Below are 15366 nucleotides of genomic sequence, written 5' to 3' on the forward strand. Positions count from 1 at the left end.
TGGTTCCAACACGGGCAGAAGCCGAATGGGCAATGGATGCGGCGGCTGGCATTCACGCGGCCTGGTGGGGTGACCCATCGCTCGACACGCTTGACTGGCTCAGCGGCACGAAAGCTGTTCCGCCCCAAATAGACAGCGAAACGTTATATGCGATGCTTTGGCCTGCATTTTGTGACCGATATGGCGACCGGATCAGCAAAGAGATTAAAATCGTTGGTGAGCGTTATTTGGGCAATATCCAACGATGGTTAGACTCACGTTCCGGTCCACGCTGTCTCACGCACAATGATTTTCGTCCAGATAATATGCTGTACTGTGCCGACGACAAAGACCAGCCCATCGTTATCGTCGACTGGCAAACGGTTGGTGTCGGCGAAGGTGCAAGCGACATAGCCTATTACCTGGGCACATCGATGGACGCCGCTACCCGCAAAGTAGAAGAGCACGGCCTTCTGGCGCGTTATCGAACGGGATTAGATAGGCACAATATACCCTTCGCAGACCTTGCCCAACAGTGGAATGCCTATCGCCTTGCGTCTTTTTCGGGAATGCTCATGGGTGTAACGGCGTCCATGGTCGTGGAACAGACCGACCGGGGCGACGCCATGTTTCTGGCTATGTCAGAGCGGTCGGCTTTGATGGCAATCGACCATGCCGAGATTGCCCTTGATTTCTAGCCCGGCAGGAAAGCTGCGACCAAATCACTGCCCTGATGGGATCAGGGTGATTTCCGTTTGGCGCCCATCGATAAAACGCACAGTCTTGCCATCAAAAAAAGCATTCTCTTCGCTGCGGAAATCCACGCGTTGTCCGGCCCATTCGGGAACGGCGGCATAGGTTGTGAGTTCGATGGACCATGCTGTGTTGGCGTTTATCACGCCGCTACCACGTGGATCGGCGTTCTGGTTATCCCAAAAGCCAATGGACGGCCCGGCGCCATGACCATGCAAGCCAATCGGGTGCGTGTAAATCGACGGATCAAGCCCCGCCGCCACGGCTTCTGCCCGCGCCGATGCCAAGGCGGCATTTCCGCTGCGTCCAACCGCAAACTGCCGCCTCAGGATATCCTGAACCCGGTTGCTGTTCGCCAGCCCCTGTCTGAGGCCAGCGGGCGCATCGCGCTCGCCGGGTTTCAGGACATAGGCAAGATGCTGCGTATCGGTGCTGAGCCGCAGATAATTGATGCCGAAATCTGTCCACAGCAGGTCGCCCGGCTGAATGACCTCGTCGCCTTCCAACATGCCCTTTGCCCCTGCCCGCTGGATCGCGACCGAAGGATGGAACCATGGTTCGAGGCCCAGCTGAAGCAGCCGATCACGGTACCACCATTGCACCTGCTCCGCCGTTGTCACCCCCGGGGTAATCACAGCGCGCGAAAACGCTTCGGCAATGATCGCATGGGCAGTGCGCAGGACGCTGGGGTAAATTTCCATCTCGGCGGGCGTCCGCGTTTCAAGCCAGCGGATCGCGAGTGCTTCGCCGCTGACGATCCGCGACCGCAACGCAGCGGGCAACGCGCCCGTGAATTTTTCATATTGGCTGAGCGTCATGCCGTCGGCGAATTGATACAGGTCCGACGTGTTGATCGCAATTTGGGCCGGATCGCGCGCAGCGATTATGTCTGCGACCGCCTGCCACTGATCAGGCTGCTTGCTTGGATCCCACGCTGGCGCGAACAGACCGCCCAATCCATAGCGGCTAACCGTCAGACGCTCGATCGGCTTTCCGTTACCCGGATCGTGGAAAATCAGAATTGTGCGGCGCCGTGCGTGCATATTCTCTGCATCCAGCATCGACGCGACCACAGGCTCTTCAAAATATTCGCGCGCCACCATCAGCCACAAATCAACGCCCTGTTCGCGCATGATGGCCGGAATGATCGTATCCAGCCGCGCGGCTAAAATGCGGTTTTCGGTCGCGGCCCTTTCGCGTGCGTTCAATATCGGCGGAAGCGCCGGTGCCTGCACCTCCGTCTCGCTCATGACGATCGGCGCGGACATTGCTGCAGTGGCTGGCCCAATCATGGCCGCAAGCAGAGCCAGTCCAGATATCACGCGCTTTGCCATCATGCTTCCCCCAATCATATTCCGCACCGACATTGGCTGGCCGCGATGCAAGGATCAAGTCCGACATGTCATTCGATGTGAAAGCAGGCGATATCATTAGGTATGAAGGAAGTCGGGATATGCCCTGAAGAGTTGTGCCCACGGCATGTTGAACCTGTGTATTGGCGCAACGCACGTCCGCTAAGCGCTTGACGACAGGCGGGGTTTCCCGCCATGCGGATGCTTATGCGTTTCTTCTCTGACAATGCCGCCCCGGTGCACCCCGCTGTCATGCAAGCCATGGCCGATGCCAACCATGTCGATACCGCATATGATGGTGACCAATGGAGCGCACGGCTCGATGCCGCATTCTCCGCTGTGTTCGGCCGCGATGTCGCGGTGCTGTGGGTGGCAACGGGCACCAGCGCCAATTGCCTCGCGCTTGCCTCGCTTGTTCAACCGCATCAGGGCGTCATTTGCCACCGTGAAGCCCATATTGAGGTTGATGAATGCGGTGCGCCGGGTTTCTACACCGCTGGTGCGAAGTTGATGCTGGTCGAAGGTGAAGGCGCCAAGGTGACGCCTGAAACGGTCGAGGCGTGTCTGAACGGCATTCGCAACGATGTGCATCAGGTGCAGGCGGCGGCATTGTCGATCACCAACGCAACCGAATATGGCATGGTCTACACCCCTGCCGAAGTCGCGGCACTTGGCGCATTGTGCCATGATCGCGGCCTTAGCCTGCATATGGATGGCGCACGTTTTGCCAATGCAGTGGCAACATTGGGCTGTGCGCCAGCCGACGTGACGGTGAACGCCGGCGTTGACGTGTTGAGTTTCGGCTTCGTCAAAAATGGCGGCATGGGGGCAGAGGCGTTGGTCTATTTCGACCCGGCGATGGCCGACGCTGCGCGCTATCGGCGTAAACGGGCTGGGCATTTGCAGTCAAAGGGCCGCTTCCTTGCAGCGCAATTGTTGGCGATGCTGGAAAATGATATGTGGTTGATCAATGCGCGTTCCGCCAACGCAGCTGCACAAATCATTGCGGACGCGGCCGCCGAACGATTGCTTTATCCAGTGCAAGCCAATGAGATATTCTTGCGCCTGACGCCCGCTGAAGCGGCGGCATTGCGGGCGCAAGGTTTTGACTTTTACGACTGGGGTGTCGTCGACGAAAATTGGGGCGCGGCGCGTCTCGTCACCAGTTGGCAACATACCGAGGCGGACGTCACCCCGCTGGCCCGTGCGATCGCTGCATTATGAGCACGACCGGGGGGCAGATCGTCGTAGAACCTGGATTTCTGGCGCCGCGGGTATGGATACCCTTTATGGTGACGTCGCTCATCTGGGGATCTACTTGGCTGGTCATCCGCGATCAATTGGGCACAGTGCCGCCGACCTGGTCTGTGGCCTATCGCATGATTGTGGCCGCCATCGCTATGTTCATCCTAGTCATCGTGATGCGCCAGCCGGTGAAGATAGATCGGCCAATGGTCGGTTGGACAATCCTGCTTGGCGTGATGCAATTCGGGATGAACTACAATTTTGTCTATGCCGCTGAACATTATATCACGTCGGGATTGGTCGCAGTGGTATTCGCGCTGTTGATTGTGCCCAATGCGGTGCTCGCCAAATATTGGCTTGGACGGTCAATCGGCGGAGCGTTCATATTAGGCTCAGCGATTGCCTGCGTCGGCGTCGGGTTGTTGATGCTGCAGGAATACCGCGCTGCCCCTATGGGCGGGACGGATGCGCTGATTGGGCTGTTTCTGGTGTTATGTGCCGTTGCTACGGCATCGGTCTCCAATGTACTTCAGGTGACGCCAAAGGTTGCGCGATACCCAACGATCACGATATTGGCGTGGTCAATGTTCTGGGCCAGCTTGGCCAATGCGGCTTTTGCATTCGTGATGGATGGTCCGCCAGTCATCGACATGCGTCCCGGATATATCGGCGGTGTGCTGTATCTGAGCATCATCGGTTCGGTCGTAACCTTCCCGCTTTATTTTCGCCTCATCCGCGACATTGGCCCCGGCAAGGCTGCTTACACGGGCGTGGTCATTCCGGTCTTTGCGATGATCCTATCGACGATATTCGAAGGCTATGTCTGGTCGACATTGGCGCTGGCAGGTGGCGTATTGGTGATGGTTGGCCTCGTCGTCGCAATGCAGACGCGCAAGGCTTAGGGCAGTGACGGCGGTAAGGTGAATGCCTTGCCCCGCACCCTCCAAACCGTTTCCAGCCCCGCGAGCCGGCCGCCCAATTCTATATTATTGCGCGCGCAGCCAATAATGCGCTGAGGCCTTGCCGGTAATCGGCATATTCCGGCGTCCATCCCAGCAGCCGTTTCGCCTTCATATTTGAAACACGCCGGTTTTCGGCATAGAAACCACGCGCCATAGGCGACAGCCCTGCCCCGTCCAACGTCATCAGTGGCGGCCATTCCTGCCCCAAAAGATCGCAGGCATATTCGATAACGTCATTTTGCGACGCCGGTTCATCATCGGCGATGTTGTACACGCCAGCGGGCCCATCAAATGCGGCAATGACGGCGCTAACAATGTCATCCACATGCACACGGCTAAAGATTTGCGCGGGCATGTCGATACGGTGCGCCTTGCCATCTTCGACCCTTTCCAACGCCGATCGACCAGGGCCGTAGATGCCGGGCAAGCGAAAGACCGCGACGTCGTTGCGTAAGGCCTGCCATGCAAGGTCGGCATCGGCACGCGCAGTTCGGCGCCCTTCGCCAATAGCCGCGCTCTCGTCGACCCATGCACCGCCCGTGTCGCCATACACACCCGTTGAGGACAAATAGCCGATCCAAGCGACGCCACTACGTGCAATCCTGTCGCCATATTTCAAAAGCACGGGGTCCCCGCCCTCACCATTGGGTGGAACGCTCGACAAGATGTGCGTGGCGTTTTCGATTGCGGCACTGACCGCCGCTTCATCGTCAAAAGCAATCGCATCGCCGCCGCTCATCCGCCGTGTTCCAGTGACGTGCCAACCGCTTTCACGAAGGCTGTCGGCGAGACGCGAGGCGGTGTACCCCATTCCAAATATGAGCATGTGACGGTGCATCGGCATGGGTTCGCAATCTAATGGCTTGCCGTCAAGCACCGCAATTGCAATTAAGCAGATAGGGAGGAACCACGCCACGTGACCGTCGACGTTATCAAGTCAAAATTACTGGGTGACATTGCGCACGGGTTCCTTGGCCGCGTTGGCGGTGTTTCTGCAGGCATTTATGCAGGGCTGAACTGCAGCCTTGGTTCGGACGATGTGCGCGACAATGTCATCGAAAACCGGCGGCGCGCGGTTGCTGCCGTTATGCCCGGCGCCGCACTGGCGCGGGTGTACCAAATCCATTCGCCTGACGTGGTCACCGTCACTGGGCTCATTGACCAAGACGATCCGCCCAAGGCCGATGCGCTGGTGACGGATAGGCCGAATATCCTGCTTGCGGTCCAGACCGCGGATTGCGTGCCGGTGTTATTTGCAGACAGGCAGGCTGGTGTCGTTGGTGCAGCACATTCGGGATGGAAGGGCGCATTCACAGGCGTCAATGAAAACACGATATTGGCAATGGAGGCACTGGGCGCACAGCGCGAACGGATAGCCTGCGCGATTGGCCCATGCATCGCACAAAAAAGCTATGAGGTTGATGCAGGTTTCTTTGAACGTTTTACCGATGCCAACCCCGAAAATGCGCGGTTCTTCCGCGATGGCAAAGCCGGTCATTACCAATTCGATATCGAAGGCTATGTTGCGGCGCGCCTTGCCGCCGCCGGAATCACAATGGTCGAATGCATGGGGCAGGATACCTACAGCCAGCCAGACCGCTTTTTCAGCTATCGGCGCAGCTGCCACCGCAGTGAACCGGGCTATGGCGGACAAATGTCGTTGATTGGAATATGGAGCAATGATCGTGGCTGAACAGGGCATAACGCGGCAACGCTTTAAATCGATAATGGGCGGTTCCGCGGGGAATTTGGTCGAATGGTATGACTGGTTCGCCTACGCGACATTCAGCATTTATTTCGCGCCGTTATTTTTTCCTGAAGGCGATTTGACAGCCCAGTTGCTCAACACAGCTGCCATCTTTGCGGCAGGTTTTCTGATGCGTCCCATCGGTGCCTGGGTGATGGGTATTTACGGCGACAAGCATGGCCGAAAGGCCGGGCTTACCTTGGCCGTTCTGTTAATGGCGGGCGGTTCGCTCGCCATCGCCTTTGCGCCAACTTATGCGCAGGCTGGGGTTGTTGCGCCGACCATCTTGGTCATCGCACGGATGGTCCAAGGGCTGTCCGTCGGCGGGGAATATGGGTCAAGTGCCACCTATTTGTCGGAAATGGCCCCGGCGGCGCGGCGCGGCTTTTGGTCGAGTTTCCAATATGCAACGCTGAGCGGTGGGCAGTTGCTCGCCATTTTGGTCGCCCTGATCTTACAGGCGATATTGAGCGAGGCGCAAATGGCCGATTGGGGCTGGCGCATTCCGTTCGTGATTGGGTCCATTCTGGCATTGTGCGTCTATCTTTTGCGTCGGACGATGTCTGAAACAAAATCATTCACCAATATTGACCAGAAACGCGAACATTCATCGCTGAAATTGCTTTGGCGTGATCACAAGCGTTCCTGCATATTGGTTGCGGTGATGTCGGGTGGCGGCGGCCTGGCGTCTTATGCTTTCACCACCTATATGTTGAAATATCTGATCAACACCGCAGGTTTCGAAAAGCAAACTGCGACGTTGATTATCGCCGGCGTGTTGATTTGGTCATTCTGTCTGCAACCCATTGCCGGGATGCTGGCCGACCGCTTTGGGCGAAAACCGCTGCTGCTCATCGCAGGCGCTGGGGTCGCGCTGGTCGCTGTGCCCATCTATACGCTGGTTGGCCAAGCCACCTCGCCCATCGTCGCGTTGGCGCTTATTTTGATCCCGATTACACTGCACGGCGGATACACCGCCAACAATGCAATGGTAAAAGCGGAGATGTTTCCTGCCCATATCCGCGCTCTGGGCGTTGCGTTTCCTTACGCGATCGGGAACACCGTATTTGCCGGGACGCTGGAATATGTCGCATTGTGGTTCAAAAGTGCGGGCAACGAAACGGGATTTTTCTGGTATGTCGCGATTTGCGTCGGCGCGACGGTGATTGCCTATCTGATGCTTCCTGAAACGCGCGACACGAGCTTAATCGAGGAAGATTAAGCCAAGCTGCTATCCCACTTCGAACAGGCCTTCGCTTAGGCTTTAGGATCACGCCAATCCAATATGGGCCAACCCTTGGTCACCGCAAGGCGGGCAAGCCGCCCGTGCGGATTGGTGGCGAAAGGTTCATCGGCATAGCTGAGCAACGGGGCATCGGAGACATGGTCCGAATAGGCACGGATATGGCAATTTTCGCGTGACAGACCATGGGCTTCCATCCAGCCTTTAACCCGTTCAAGTTTCGCCGCGTCATAACAATTATGCCCATCAATGCGGGCCAAAACATGTCCGGTGCTGTCCGTGGCAAGGTCCGTCGCGATGACATCATCAAAACCAAGCCGCTTTGCGATCGCCTCGACATATAGCCGGTACGACGCCGTTGCCATGACATGACGATAGCCCGCTGCCTTTTCCTCAGCCACACGGGAAACCAACTGCGGATAGACATTTTTGCCCACCACAATGTCGGCATGGCTTTCCAGATATTTGGCAAATCGCGCCGTGGGAACGCGGTGGCCGATAAGCAATGTCTGCGAAAACTGCTTTAGCCGCGCACGGTCCCACAGCTTCAGCGCATATAATGCCAGCCCAATCGGCAATAACGGCGCAAGGAACAATCGCCACGGCGACTTGTTAAACGCCATATGCAGGAGGAACCCATTATAGGTGGCGCGTCGCGTGACGGTCTTGTCCATATCATATATGGCAAGCAGCGTTGGTTTGGCATCAGTCATCGGTCTGCTACAGGCATAATATAATGGAAGAAGTCTAGAGGCTTGTGATACTTCCCTTTATACGTCAGTTATATGGCTATGGCTAACGCTGCAGAGTTCTTGCAAGAAGACCTGACCGATGGCGGGCAAATCCTCCGCTTATCGGGCAGCTTCACCATAGCTTTGATCGGCGATATCGACGGCCGCTTGCGCGATGTGTCGGCCAATGTGCGCAAAATCGATCTCAGCGCGGTTGAACATATGGATACGGTTGGCGCGTGGCTTGTTCACCGCACGGCAAAGGCGTCGGGCGCCGAAATCGTGGGTGCAGGTAAAGACGCCAGTCGCCTGCTTCAGGCTGTCAGTGGCGCGGATCAGACCGATATACCACCGCGACCACATCCGCCATCATTTGAGCGGTTCCTGGCCGAAGTGGGCCATAGTGTCATCATCAGCTTTACAACGCTTTTGCAATTTCTGGGCTTTGTTGGTCAGGTTGTGAAGGCATGTTTCATACTTGCGATGAACCCCGGCCGCTTCCGCTGGCATGCCGTGGTCCAGCATTTTGACATGGTCGGTGTGCGTGCGTTGGGTATCATTGGCCTGATGAGCTTTCTCATCGGTATCGTCATTGCACAGCAAGGTGCGGTCCAGTTGCGGCAATTTGGCGCCGAAGTGTTCACCATCAACCTGATTGGGCGGCTGACCTTTCGCGAATTGGGAATTTTGATGACCGCGATCATGGTCGCCGGTCGGTCGGGTTCTGCCTTTGCTGCGCAAATCGGCACCATGAAGATCACCGAAGAAATTGATGCGATGCGCACCATAGGTGTCGTGCCAGCAGAAGCCTTGGTTGTTCCAAGGGTCATTGCAGCCGTCATGATGATGCCCTTATTGGGCATATTCGCATCGTTAATGGCCATTATCGGCGGCGGACTTTTGTGCTGGATCGTTCTCGAAATTCCACCCGCGACCTTTGTGCAGCGGCTGCGTGAAGTTACGCCGATGACCGATTTCTGGATTGGCATGATTAAGGCACCCGTGTTTGGCGCAATCATCGCCATGGCAGGCTGTTTCCAAGGGATGCAAGTGCATGGCAATGCGGAGCAGGTCGGATTGAAAACCACTGCTGCAGTGGTGCAGGCTATATTCCTTGTCATCGTTCTCGATGCATTTTTCGCCATATTCTTTAGCGAAATTGGCTGGAATTAAGCCATGGACCAGCCCAACATCATTTCCGTGCAAGGCCTGTGCAACAGCTTTGGCGAGCAGGTCATTCACCAGGATTTGAATCTCGAGGTGCGCCGCGGCGAGATTCTGGGTGTTGTTGGTGGGTCGGGCACGGGCAAGTCGGTGTTGATGCGGTCCATCATTGGTCTTCAAGAACCCGTCGCCGGTAAAATCCGCGTTTTCGACGAAGGCATGATCGGCAAGGAAGAGGACGAGGCCAGTGACGTTCGGCGCCGGTGGGGCGTATTGTTTCAAGGCGGCGCGTTGTTTTCCACATTGACGGTGACCGAAAATGTTCAGGTCCCGCTGCGCGAATTCTATCCCGATTTCAGCAGGGCGTTGCTCGACGAAATCGCGCATTATAAAATCTACCTCAGCGGGCTTCCTGCCGATGCCGCTCATAAATTTCCATCCGAGCTTTCCGGCGGTATGCGCAAACGCGCGGGCCTCGCGCGGGCCTTGGCGATGGATCCCGAGCTTCTGTTTTTGGATGAGCCAACGGCTGGCCTCGATCCCATCGGCGCTGCAAACTTCGACAACCTCACGCGGGATTTGAAAGAAACCCTCGGCCTCACCGTATTCCTGATTACCCACGATCTCGATACGCTCTACGCCATTTGTGACCGGGTCGCGGTACTCGCCGACCAAAAGGTGATTGCGGTCGGTGCGATTGAGGAATTGCTAGCCATCGATCACCCATGGATTAACGAATATTTCAGCGGACCACGCGGGCGGGCAGCACGTCGTGGCCATGACAAACACAACAACCCACAACCGCAATTGCATCAGCCAGGAAGGTCATAGGACAGTAAGATGGAGACCAAATCCAACTATGTGATGGTGGGCGCTATCACGCTTCTTCTTGTGGCCTTGCTCGCGGCATTTACCGTTTGGCTGTCACGCGCTGCCGAAGGCGACAAGAAAGAATATGACATATTCTTTCAGCAGTCGGTGAACGGTCTTGCCAAGGGCTCAGGCGTCTCCTTCTCTGGTGTGCCTGTTGGCGAAATCCAAAGCATCGAATTGTGGGAACCCGATCCAGAATTTGTCCGCGTTCGCATCACCATTAAGGATAGCGTACCCGTGCTTCTGGGCACCACTGCGACGATCAACGGCGTGGGCTTTACCGGCGTTTCTGAAATTCAACTGGACGGCGCGGTCAAGGGCGCACCTGCCTTGGTATGTCCAGAAGCCAACCCGAAATCGGCATGTCCCACCGGCGTTCCCGTCATCCCCACAAAGCCAGGGGCCTTGGGGGAATTGTTGAACAATGCGCCGTTATTGTTGGAGCGGCTTTCGGCGTTGACCGAGCGGTTGACGAACATTCTGTCTGACAAGAACCAGCAATCCATTGAGCAGATATTAGACAATGTCGAAAATCTGTCGGGCACGCTGGCTACACAAGGTCCGGATTTGCGCGCCGCCATTCAAGAATCGCGCATCGCGTTGCAAAAGGCAGGCCTTGCCGCAGATGAAATCACCAAAATGGCGGGCACCACCAACAAGCTGCTTGATAGCGATGGCCGCCCTATGCTGGCTGAACTGCGTAAAACGCTTCGCTCTGCCAATGGCAGTCTGGCTGCGCTGGAAACGACGTTGAACAATGCCAACCCGGCAATTGAAACGCTAAATACGCAGACATTGCCAGAGGTTACGCAATTGGCGCGCGACCTACGCGAATTGTCTGTCTCTTTAAAGTCCGTCACCGACAAGGTTGATCAGGGTGGTATTGGCAGCGTCGTCAACGCGCCGGCATTGCCCGATTATCAACCTGGCAGCAGGAAGCAAAAATGATGTTCAGCAAATTATCCAGCGCACGCTTATTGGCCTTACCCGTCATTCTCAGCCTCGGTGCGTGTGTAAGCTTCGAGACGAAAGCACCGCCCTCCATGCTCGTGCTGACCGCCGATAACGGCGTGACTGCAGGCGCAGCCCGAACGGCATCGGCGACTGACGCCTTGGTTATACAAACGCCGGAGGTGCCGCGCAAACTCGACACGAACCGCGTGCCTGTCCAGATCAACGCCAGCAGCATTGCCTATGTGAAGGATGCGTTTTGGGCCGACAAGCCAGCCCGGTTGATGCAGCAACTATTGTCCGAAACGGTGTCGTCCAAAACCGGTCATCTGGTGCTCAGCGAAGTCGATGCTGGCGGTAAAGCAGCACGCTTTATCTCGGGCAGCCTATTGGAATTTGGCGTGGACGCGGCAACCAATGAAGCCGTGGTGGTCTTTGACGCGGTAAAAATCACGCGCGGCAACCCCACCGAAAAACGCAGATTTGAAGCCCGCCGACCCGTTGCTGCTGTTGAAGCCACGCCTGTTGGGGCAGCGTTGAATGAAGCGGCAAATGAGGTGGCGTTGCAGATTGCCGAATGGGCGAACTGAGCGCTTCAGTTTGACCTAACGCGCAAATCCTTCGGGTTCGGGCCAGCCCTTTGCATATGTCGCCATCACTTTGAATAACGCGCCCATGGATTCACGGGCAACAAGCCTGCTGCGCGCGGCGGAAATTTCCGAGGCCCGATCAGGATTTGCCTGCACCAAGCTCTTGGCGCGCTGATCAATGCCCAATCCCGACAACCAAGCGCCCTGATTGCATGGCCCCGCAACATCGAGGCCAGATCTTTGTGCGCAGAGTGCAAGCGCATGAAAATTGACATGTGCCGTCAAATCGCAATGGCCAGGATCCGAAAATGGGTCCGCATATTTGTGATTTTGCACCGCCTGCAACGTGCTGCCCAGTGCTGGTTCGAGATAACCATAATCAATGGTCAACATAACCCCGCCCTGTCCGGACAGTCGCGTGGAAAGCTTGTCCATCACTAAAGCGGCATCCGGGCACGTTTCGTAAATACTTCCAACCGACGCCATGCGAAATTGTTTAGGAACTAGGGCGTCCGTGGAACGCGGACCCGGCATTGCGGCAAACCGTGCACTATGATCGGGGACGACAACTCTCTCGTGCCAGCCAGCGTTTGTGGCAATCATCTGCGCGATGGGCAGCGCATCAAAGAATTCGTTAGCGACGATAAACAATGGCGCATCGGTTGGGAGCGTTTCCACATCATCATGGAACATAGCAGCGGGGACAGCCGCCAGCTGCTTTTCTCGCAAAACTCCGCTATTTTCGACAAGATGAACCTCTGGTTCAAATCCCAAACGCTTCATTGTCCGAAGCGCATCGGCAGCCAGCGTGCCCCTGCCCGGCCCAAGTTCGACATAATAACATGACGAAGGACGGCCACGCCGCAACCAGATATCGCTCAGCCAAATCCCGACCATTTCGCCAAACATCTGGCTGATCTCAGGTGCCGTTATGAAGTCGCCATCGGCGCCCAAAGGATCCGCGCGGCCATAATATGCGGTGTTTGCCACACGCATATATTCGGCAACGCTGATGGGACCAGACGCTTCAATGCGGTGTGTGAGGCGTTGGCTTGTCGTCTGCGTGTCAGGCCGCACTATTACCCTGCCTGCGAGCCCCTGCCGTGAATAAGAGGAACAGGCCGATTAGAATCATCGGGGTGGTCAACCACTGCCCCATGCTCAGGCCGCTTGCTTCGACCAACCACTGTAACTGCTGGTCAGGTTCCCGGAAGAATTCGATGGTAAAGCGGGAAAGGCCATAGATGACAGCCGCCATGCCACACAGAAAGCCGGGTTTATAGCGTACGTCTGTTTTCCAGAATAACGGCCACATAATCGCGGCCATCAATAGACCTTCGAGCGCAGCTTCATACAGCTGACTTGGGTGCCGCGGCAAATCGCCACCATTTGGAAACACGATGGCCCAAGGCACGTCCGTCACGCGGCCCCAAAGTTCATCATTCACAAAATTTGCCAAACGGCCGAAGAAGAGGCCAAACGGGACGCAACATGCGAGATAATCACAAACCCGCAGGAACGAGATCTTATGCTTGCGCGCCAAAAGCCAGAGAGCAAAAATGATTCCAAGCGCGCCGCCATGGAGCGACATTCCACCTTCCCACAGCTTGAAGACATCTAACGGGTTCTGCAAAATCGATGGCTGATAGAACAAGATATAACCCGTTCGTCCGCCCAATATGATGCCCAGCGTCGCATATAAAATGATATCGTCTGCATGGTCACGCGACATCGGCGCGCCCGGCCGTGCCAGCAGTTTGATCAAAAAGCCGTAGCCAAGCAAAATGCCTACAAGATAGGCCAAGGAATACCAACGCAGCTGAAAGAAGCCCAGATCAAGCGCAACGGGGCCAACACCAAGGTCGGTAAATTGAATATAGCCAGCGGCGGTTGAAATAATCTCGAATGACACAATATTTCCTCAGGACCTTTTGACAATCCTATAGAGGGAAATAGAAGGTGCACAAAGAGTTTAGGAGAGAATCACATGCCGTCCCAATTGGACCTCGCGATCGACGCTACCATAAATCGTCTTATGACCAACGATGGCCCTTTAACGGTGACCTATGTTGAAAAATTTGGAGTGCAATTGCCTATGCTGGCGAAAGCGCCCGGCAACATGGCCGACTATCTGGCATTCTTTTGCGCCACGCATGCGGACAAAGAGTTTCTGGTAGATGGCGACATCCGGCTAAGCTTTCGCGAAACCTATGCCGCAGCGCGCGTGCTGGCCGGCGGCTTAGTCGAGGGACACAAGCTTCAAAAGGGCGACAGGGTCGGGATCGCCGCACGCAATTCGGCCAACTGGATTATTGCCTACATGGCCATCGTTATGGCCGGCGGCGTTGCGACCCTGCTTAATGGCTGGTGGCAAGGTGGCGAATTGGCCGAAGGCATCCGCATGGTCGGCTGTCGCTATGTCCTCGCGGATGAACAGCGGGCTGCGCGCTTGGCAGGGCATGATATCGGTGGTTGTGAGCTATTGATATTCGGTCATGACGGCGCGCCGACGGAAGGCCTGTCTGTCTTGACATCAAAAGGGGGCGGCGCAGAAACACCGCTGCCCGCACTTGCCCCCACAGACAATGCGACGATCTTGTACACATCCGGTTCGACGGGTCAGTCCAAGGGCGCGGTATCCGACCACCGGGCCGTTGTTCAGGGCGCGATGAGTTACGTGGGCCAGACCCTCGTCTTTTTCGAGCTTCTTTCGTCCACTGGTCAGGCCATGCCAGCGCAGCCATCGGCGCTGGTCAACGTGCCATTGTTTCACGTTACCGCTTCCATTCCACTGGTTCTGCAAAGCTTCGCCATTGGACGCAAGTTGGTATTGATGCCCAAATGGGATGCGGAAGAAGCGATGCGCATCATCGAAAAGGAACGCATCAGCTATTTCGTCGGCGTTCCGTTGATGAGCATTGAACTCGCGACGCACCCGAACCGTCACAAATATGACCTTACCAGCTGCACGGCCTTTGCGGCTGGTGGAGCGCCACGCCCCGTGGATCATGTCAAAAAAATCCGTAAGGAAATGAGCTGGGGCTATCCGCTGCTGGGTTATGGCCTTACCGAAACGAACGGCGTGGGCTGCGGCAATTTCACCGATAACTATCTGGAAAAGCCCACCAGCACTGGACCAGCCACGAAGCCCTTGGTCGAAGTGCAAATGCTTGATGATGATGGAAATGTTCTTCCGCAAGGTGAACGCGGCGAAGTCGGCATTCGCACCATCGCGAATTTCAACGGTTACTGGAACAACGAACAATCGACACGCGACGCGTTTACCGCTGACGGATTCTTCCGGACCGGTGACATCGGCTATCTCGACGAAGACGGTTATTTGTTCATCGTAGACCGTAAAAAAGACATCATCATTCGCGGCGGCGAAAACATCAGCTGCCCAGAAGTCGAAGCCGCTGCTTACGAACATGACTCGATTGTCGAGCTATCCGTGTTTGGCATTGCCGATGACAAATATGGGGAAGTTCCAGGCATCGTCTATCACACGAAGGATGGGGTAACGCTCACCGGGGATGAACTCAAAGCGTTCCTCGCACCGCGGCTAGCACCATTCAAAATCCCCGTCCATTTCTGGCAAGTGGCGGAACCATTGCCGCGTCTGGGTACCCAGAAAATAGATCGCGTTGCTTTGCGCCGGGAATATAATGCAAAGGTTTCTGCTTGATGCTGACATAGGGCGTGAACGCGCCTAGAGTGTCTGTATGACTGCAGCGCCCGACCGGATTATAAAGCAACGCGACATTATCGACAGGACT

15 protein-coding genes are annotated in these 15366 nt (G+C 56.1%); 10 read left to right on the forward strand and 5 right to left on the reverse strand.

Annotated features, from left to right (window positions below; all coding sequences use genetic code 11):
- The coding region (locus tag ACILQA_RS05325; RefSeq protein WP_395628755.1) for a phosphotransferase family protein at positions 1–677 on the forward strand (677 nt) is incomplete at its 5' end.
- A gap of 24 nt (positions 678–701) precedes the next feature.
- Here ACILQA_RS05325 and ACILQA_RS05330 read toward each other — a convergent pair.
- Positions 702–2069 carry a M24 family metallopeptidase gene (locus ACILQA_RS05330; protein WP_395628756.1) on the reverse strand — a complete coding sequence of 456 codons (1368 nt, stop codon included), beginning with the start codon at positions 2067–2069 and terminating at the stop codon, positions 702–704.
- A 222-nt stretch (positions 2070–2291) separates the two neighbouring features.
- Here ACILQA_RS05330 and ACILQA_RS05335 point away from each other — a divergent pair, with 222 nt between their 5' ends.
- Together ACILQA_RS05335 and ACILQA_RS05340 are read left to right on the forward strand one after the other, a co-directional pair.
- Positions 2292–3308 carry a threonine aldolase family protein gene (locus ACILQA_RS05335; protein ID WP_395628757.1) on the forward strand — a complete coding sequence of 339 codons (1017 nt, stop codon included), beginning with the start codon at positions 2292–2294 and terminating at the stop codon, positions 3306–3308.
- 65 nt (positions 3309–3373) lie between these two features.
- Entirely contained in the window at positions 3374–4231 is an 858-nt protein-coding gene (locus ACILQA_RS05340; RefSeq protein WP_395628758.1) for a DMT family transporter, read from the forward strand.
- 79 nt (positions 4232–4310) lie between these two features.
- On the opposite strand, the gene ACILQA_RS05345 is transcribed toward ACILQA_RS05340, so the two are convergent.
- Positions 4311–5117, reverse strand: a complete 807-nt coding sequence (locus tag ACILQA_RS05345) for an SDR family oxidoreductase (protein ID WP_395628759.1) — start codon at positions 5115–5117, stop codon at positions 4311–4313.
- 90 nt (positions 5118–5207) lie between these two features.
- Here ACILQA_RS05345 and pgeF point away from each other — a divergent pair, with 90 nt between their 5' ends.
- Positions 5208–5984 carry a peptidoglycan editing factor PgeF gene (pgeF, locus tag ACILQA_RS05350; protein ID WP_395628760.1) on the forward strand — a complete coding sequence of 259 codons (777 nt, stop codon included), beginning with the start codon at positions 5208–5210 and terminating at the stop codon, positions 5982–5984.
- Entirely contained in the window at positions 5971–7260 is a 1290-nt protein-coding gene (locus ACILQA_RS05355) for an MFS transporter (protein WP_395628761.1), read from the forward strand. Before pgeF ends, ACILQA_RS05355 begins: the two co-directional genes overlap by 14 nt.
- 35 nt (positions 7261–7295) lie before the next feature.
- On the opposite strand, the gene ACILQA_RS05360 is transcribed toward ACILQA_RS05355, so the two are convergent.
- A complete protein-coding gene (locus ACILQA_RS05360; protein WP_395628762.1) occupies positions 7296–7994 on the reverse strand; it encodes an HAD family hydrolase in 699 nt (232 codons plus the stop codon).
- 78 nt (positions 7995–8072) lie between these two features.
- On the opposite strand from ACILQA_RS05360, the gene ACILQA_RS05365 reads away from it, so the two are divergent.
- The 4 genes from ACILQA_RS05365 to ACILQA_RS05380 are packed head-to-tail and all read left to right on the forward strand — an operon-like array spanning position 8073 to position 11590.
- Positions 8073–9185 (forward strand): MlaE family lipid ABC transporter permease subunit, encoded by a 1113-nt coding sequence (locus ACILQA_RS05365; RefSeq protein ID WP_395628769.1) that lies wholly within the window; start codon positions 8073–8075, stop codon positions 9183–9185.
- A gap of 3 nt (positions 9186–9188) precedes the next feature.
- Positions 9189–10007 carry an ABC transporter ATP-binding protein gene (locus ACILQA_RS05370; protein ID WP_395628763.1) on the forward strand — a complete coding sequence of 273 codons (819 nt, stop codon included), beginning with the start codon at positions 9189–9191 and terminating at the stop codon, positions 10005–10007.
- 9 nt (positions 10008–10016) lie between these two features.
- Positions 10017–10997, forward strand: a complete 981-nt coding sequence (locus tag ACILQA_RS05375) for an MlaD family protein (protein WP_395628764.1) — start codon at positions 10017–10019, stop codon at positions 10995–10997.
- The gene (locus ACILQA_RS05380) at positions 10994–11590 is read left to right on the forward strand and encodes an ABC-type transport auxiliary lipoprotein family protein (protein WP_395628765.1); all 597 of its coding nucleotides are present in this window, start codon (positions 10994–10996) and stop codon (positions 11588–11590) included. The genes ACILQA_RS05375 and ACILQA_RS05380 overlap by 4 nt, the downstream gene beginning before the upstream one ends.
- Before the next feature lie 15 nt (positions 11591–11605).
- Here the strand turns inward: ACILQA_RS05380 and ACILQA_RS05385 are convergent, their stop codons facing one another.
- Together ACILQA_RS05385 and lgt are read right to left on the reverse strand one after the other, a co-directional pair.
- Entirely contained in the window at positions 11606–12667 is a 1062-nt protein-coding gene (locus tag ACILQA_RS05385) for a class I SAM-dependent methyltransferase (RefSeq protein WP_395628766.1), read from the reverse strand.
- A complete protein-coding gene (gene lgt, locus ACILQA_RS05390; protein WP_395628767.1) occupies positions 12657–13502 on the reverse strand; it encodes a prolipoprotein diacylglyceryl transferase in 846 nt (281 codons plus the stop codon). The genes ACILQA_RS05385 and lgt overlap by 11 nt, the downstream gene beginning before the upstream one ends.
- 75 nt (positions 13503–13577) lie before the next feature.
- On the opposite strand from lgt, the gene ACILQA_RS05395 reads away from it, so the two are divergent.
- Positions 13578–15275, forward strand: a complete 1698-nt coding sequence (locus tag ACILQA_RS05395; RefSeq protein ID WP_395628768.1) for a class I adenylate-forming enzyme family protein — start codon at positions 13578–13580, stop codon at positions 15273–15275.
- The last annotated feature ends 91 nt before the right edge of the window (positions 15276–15366 follow it).

This window comes from Sphingorhabdus sp., from assembly GCF_044239005.1.
In the GTDB taxonomy this organism is placed as follows: Bacteria; Pseudomonadota; Alphaproteobacteria; order Sphingomonadales; family Sphingomonadaceae; genus Sphingorhabdus_B.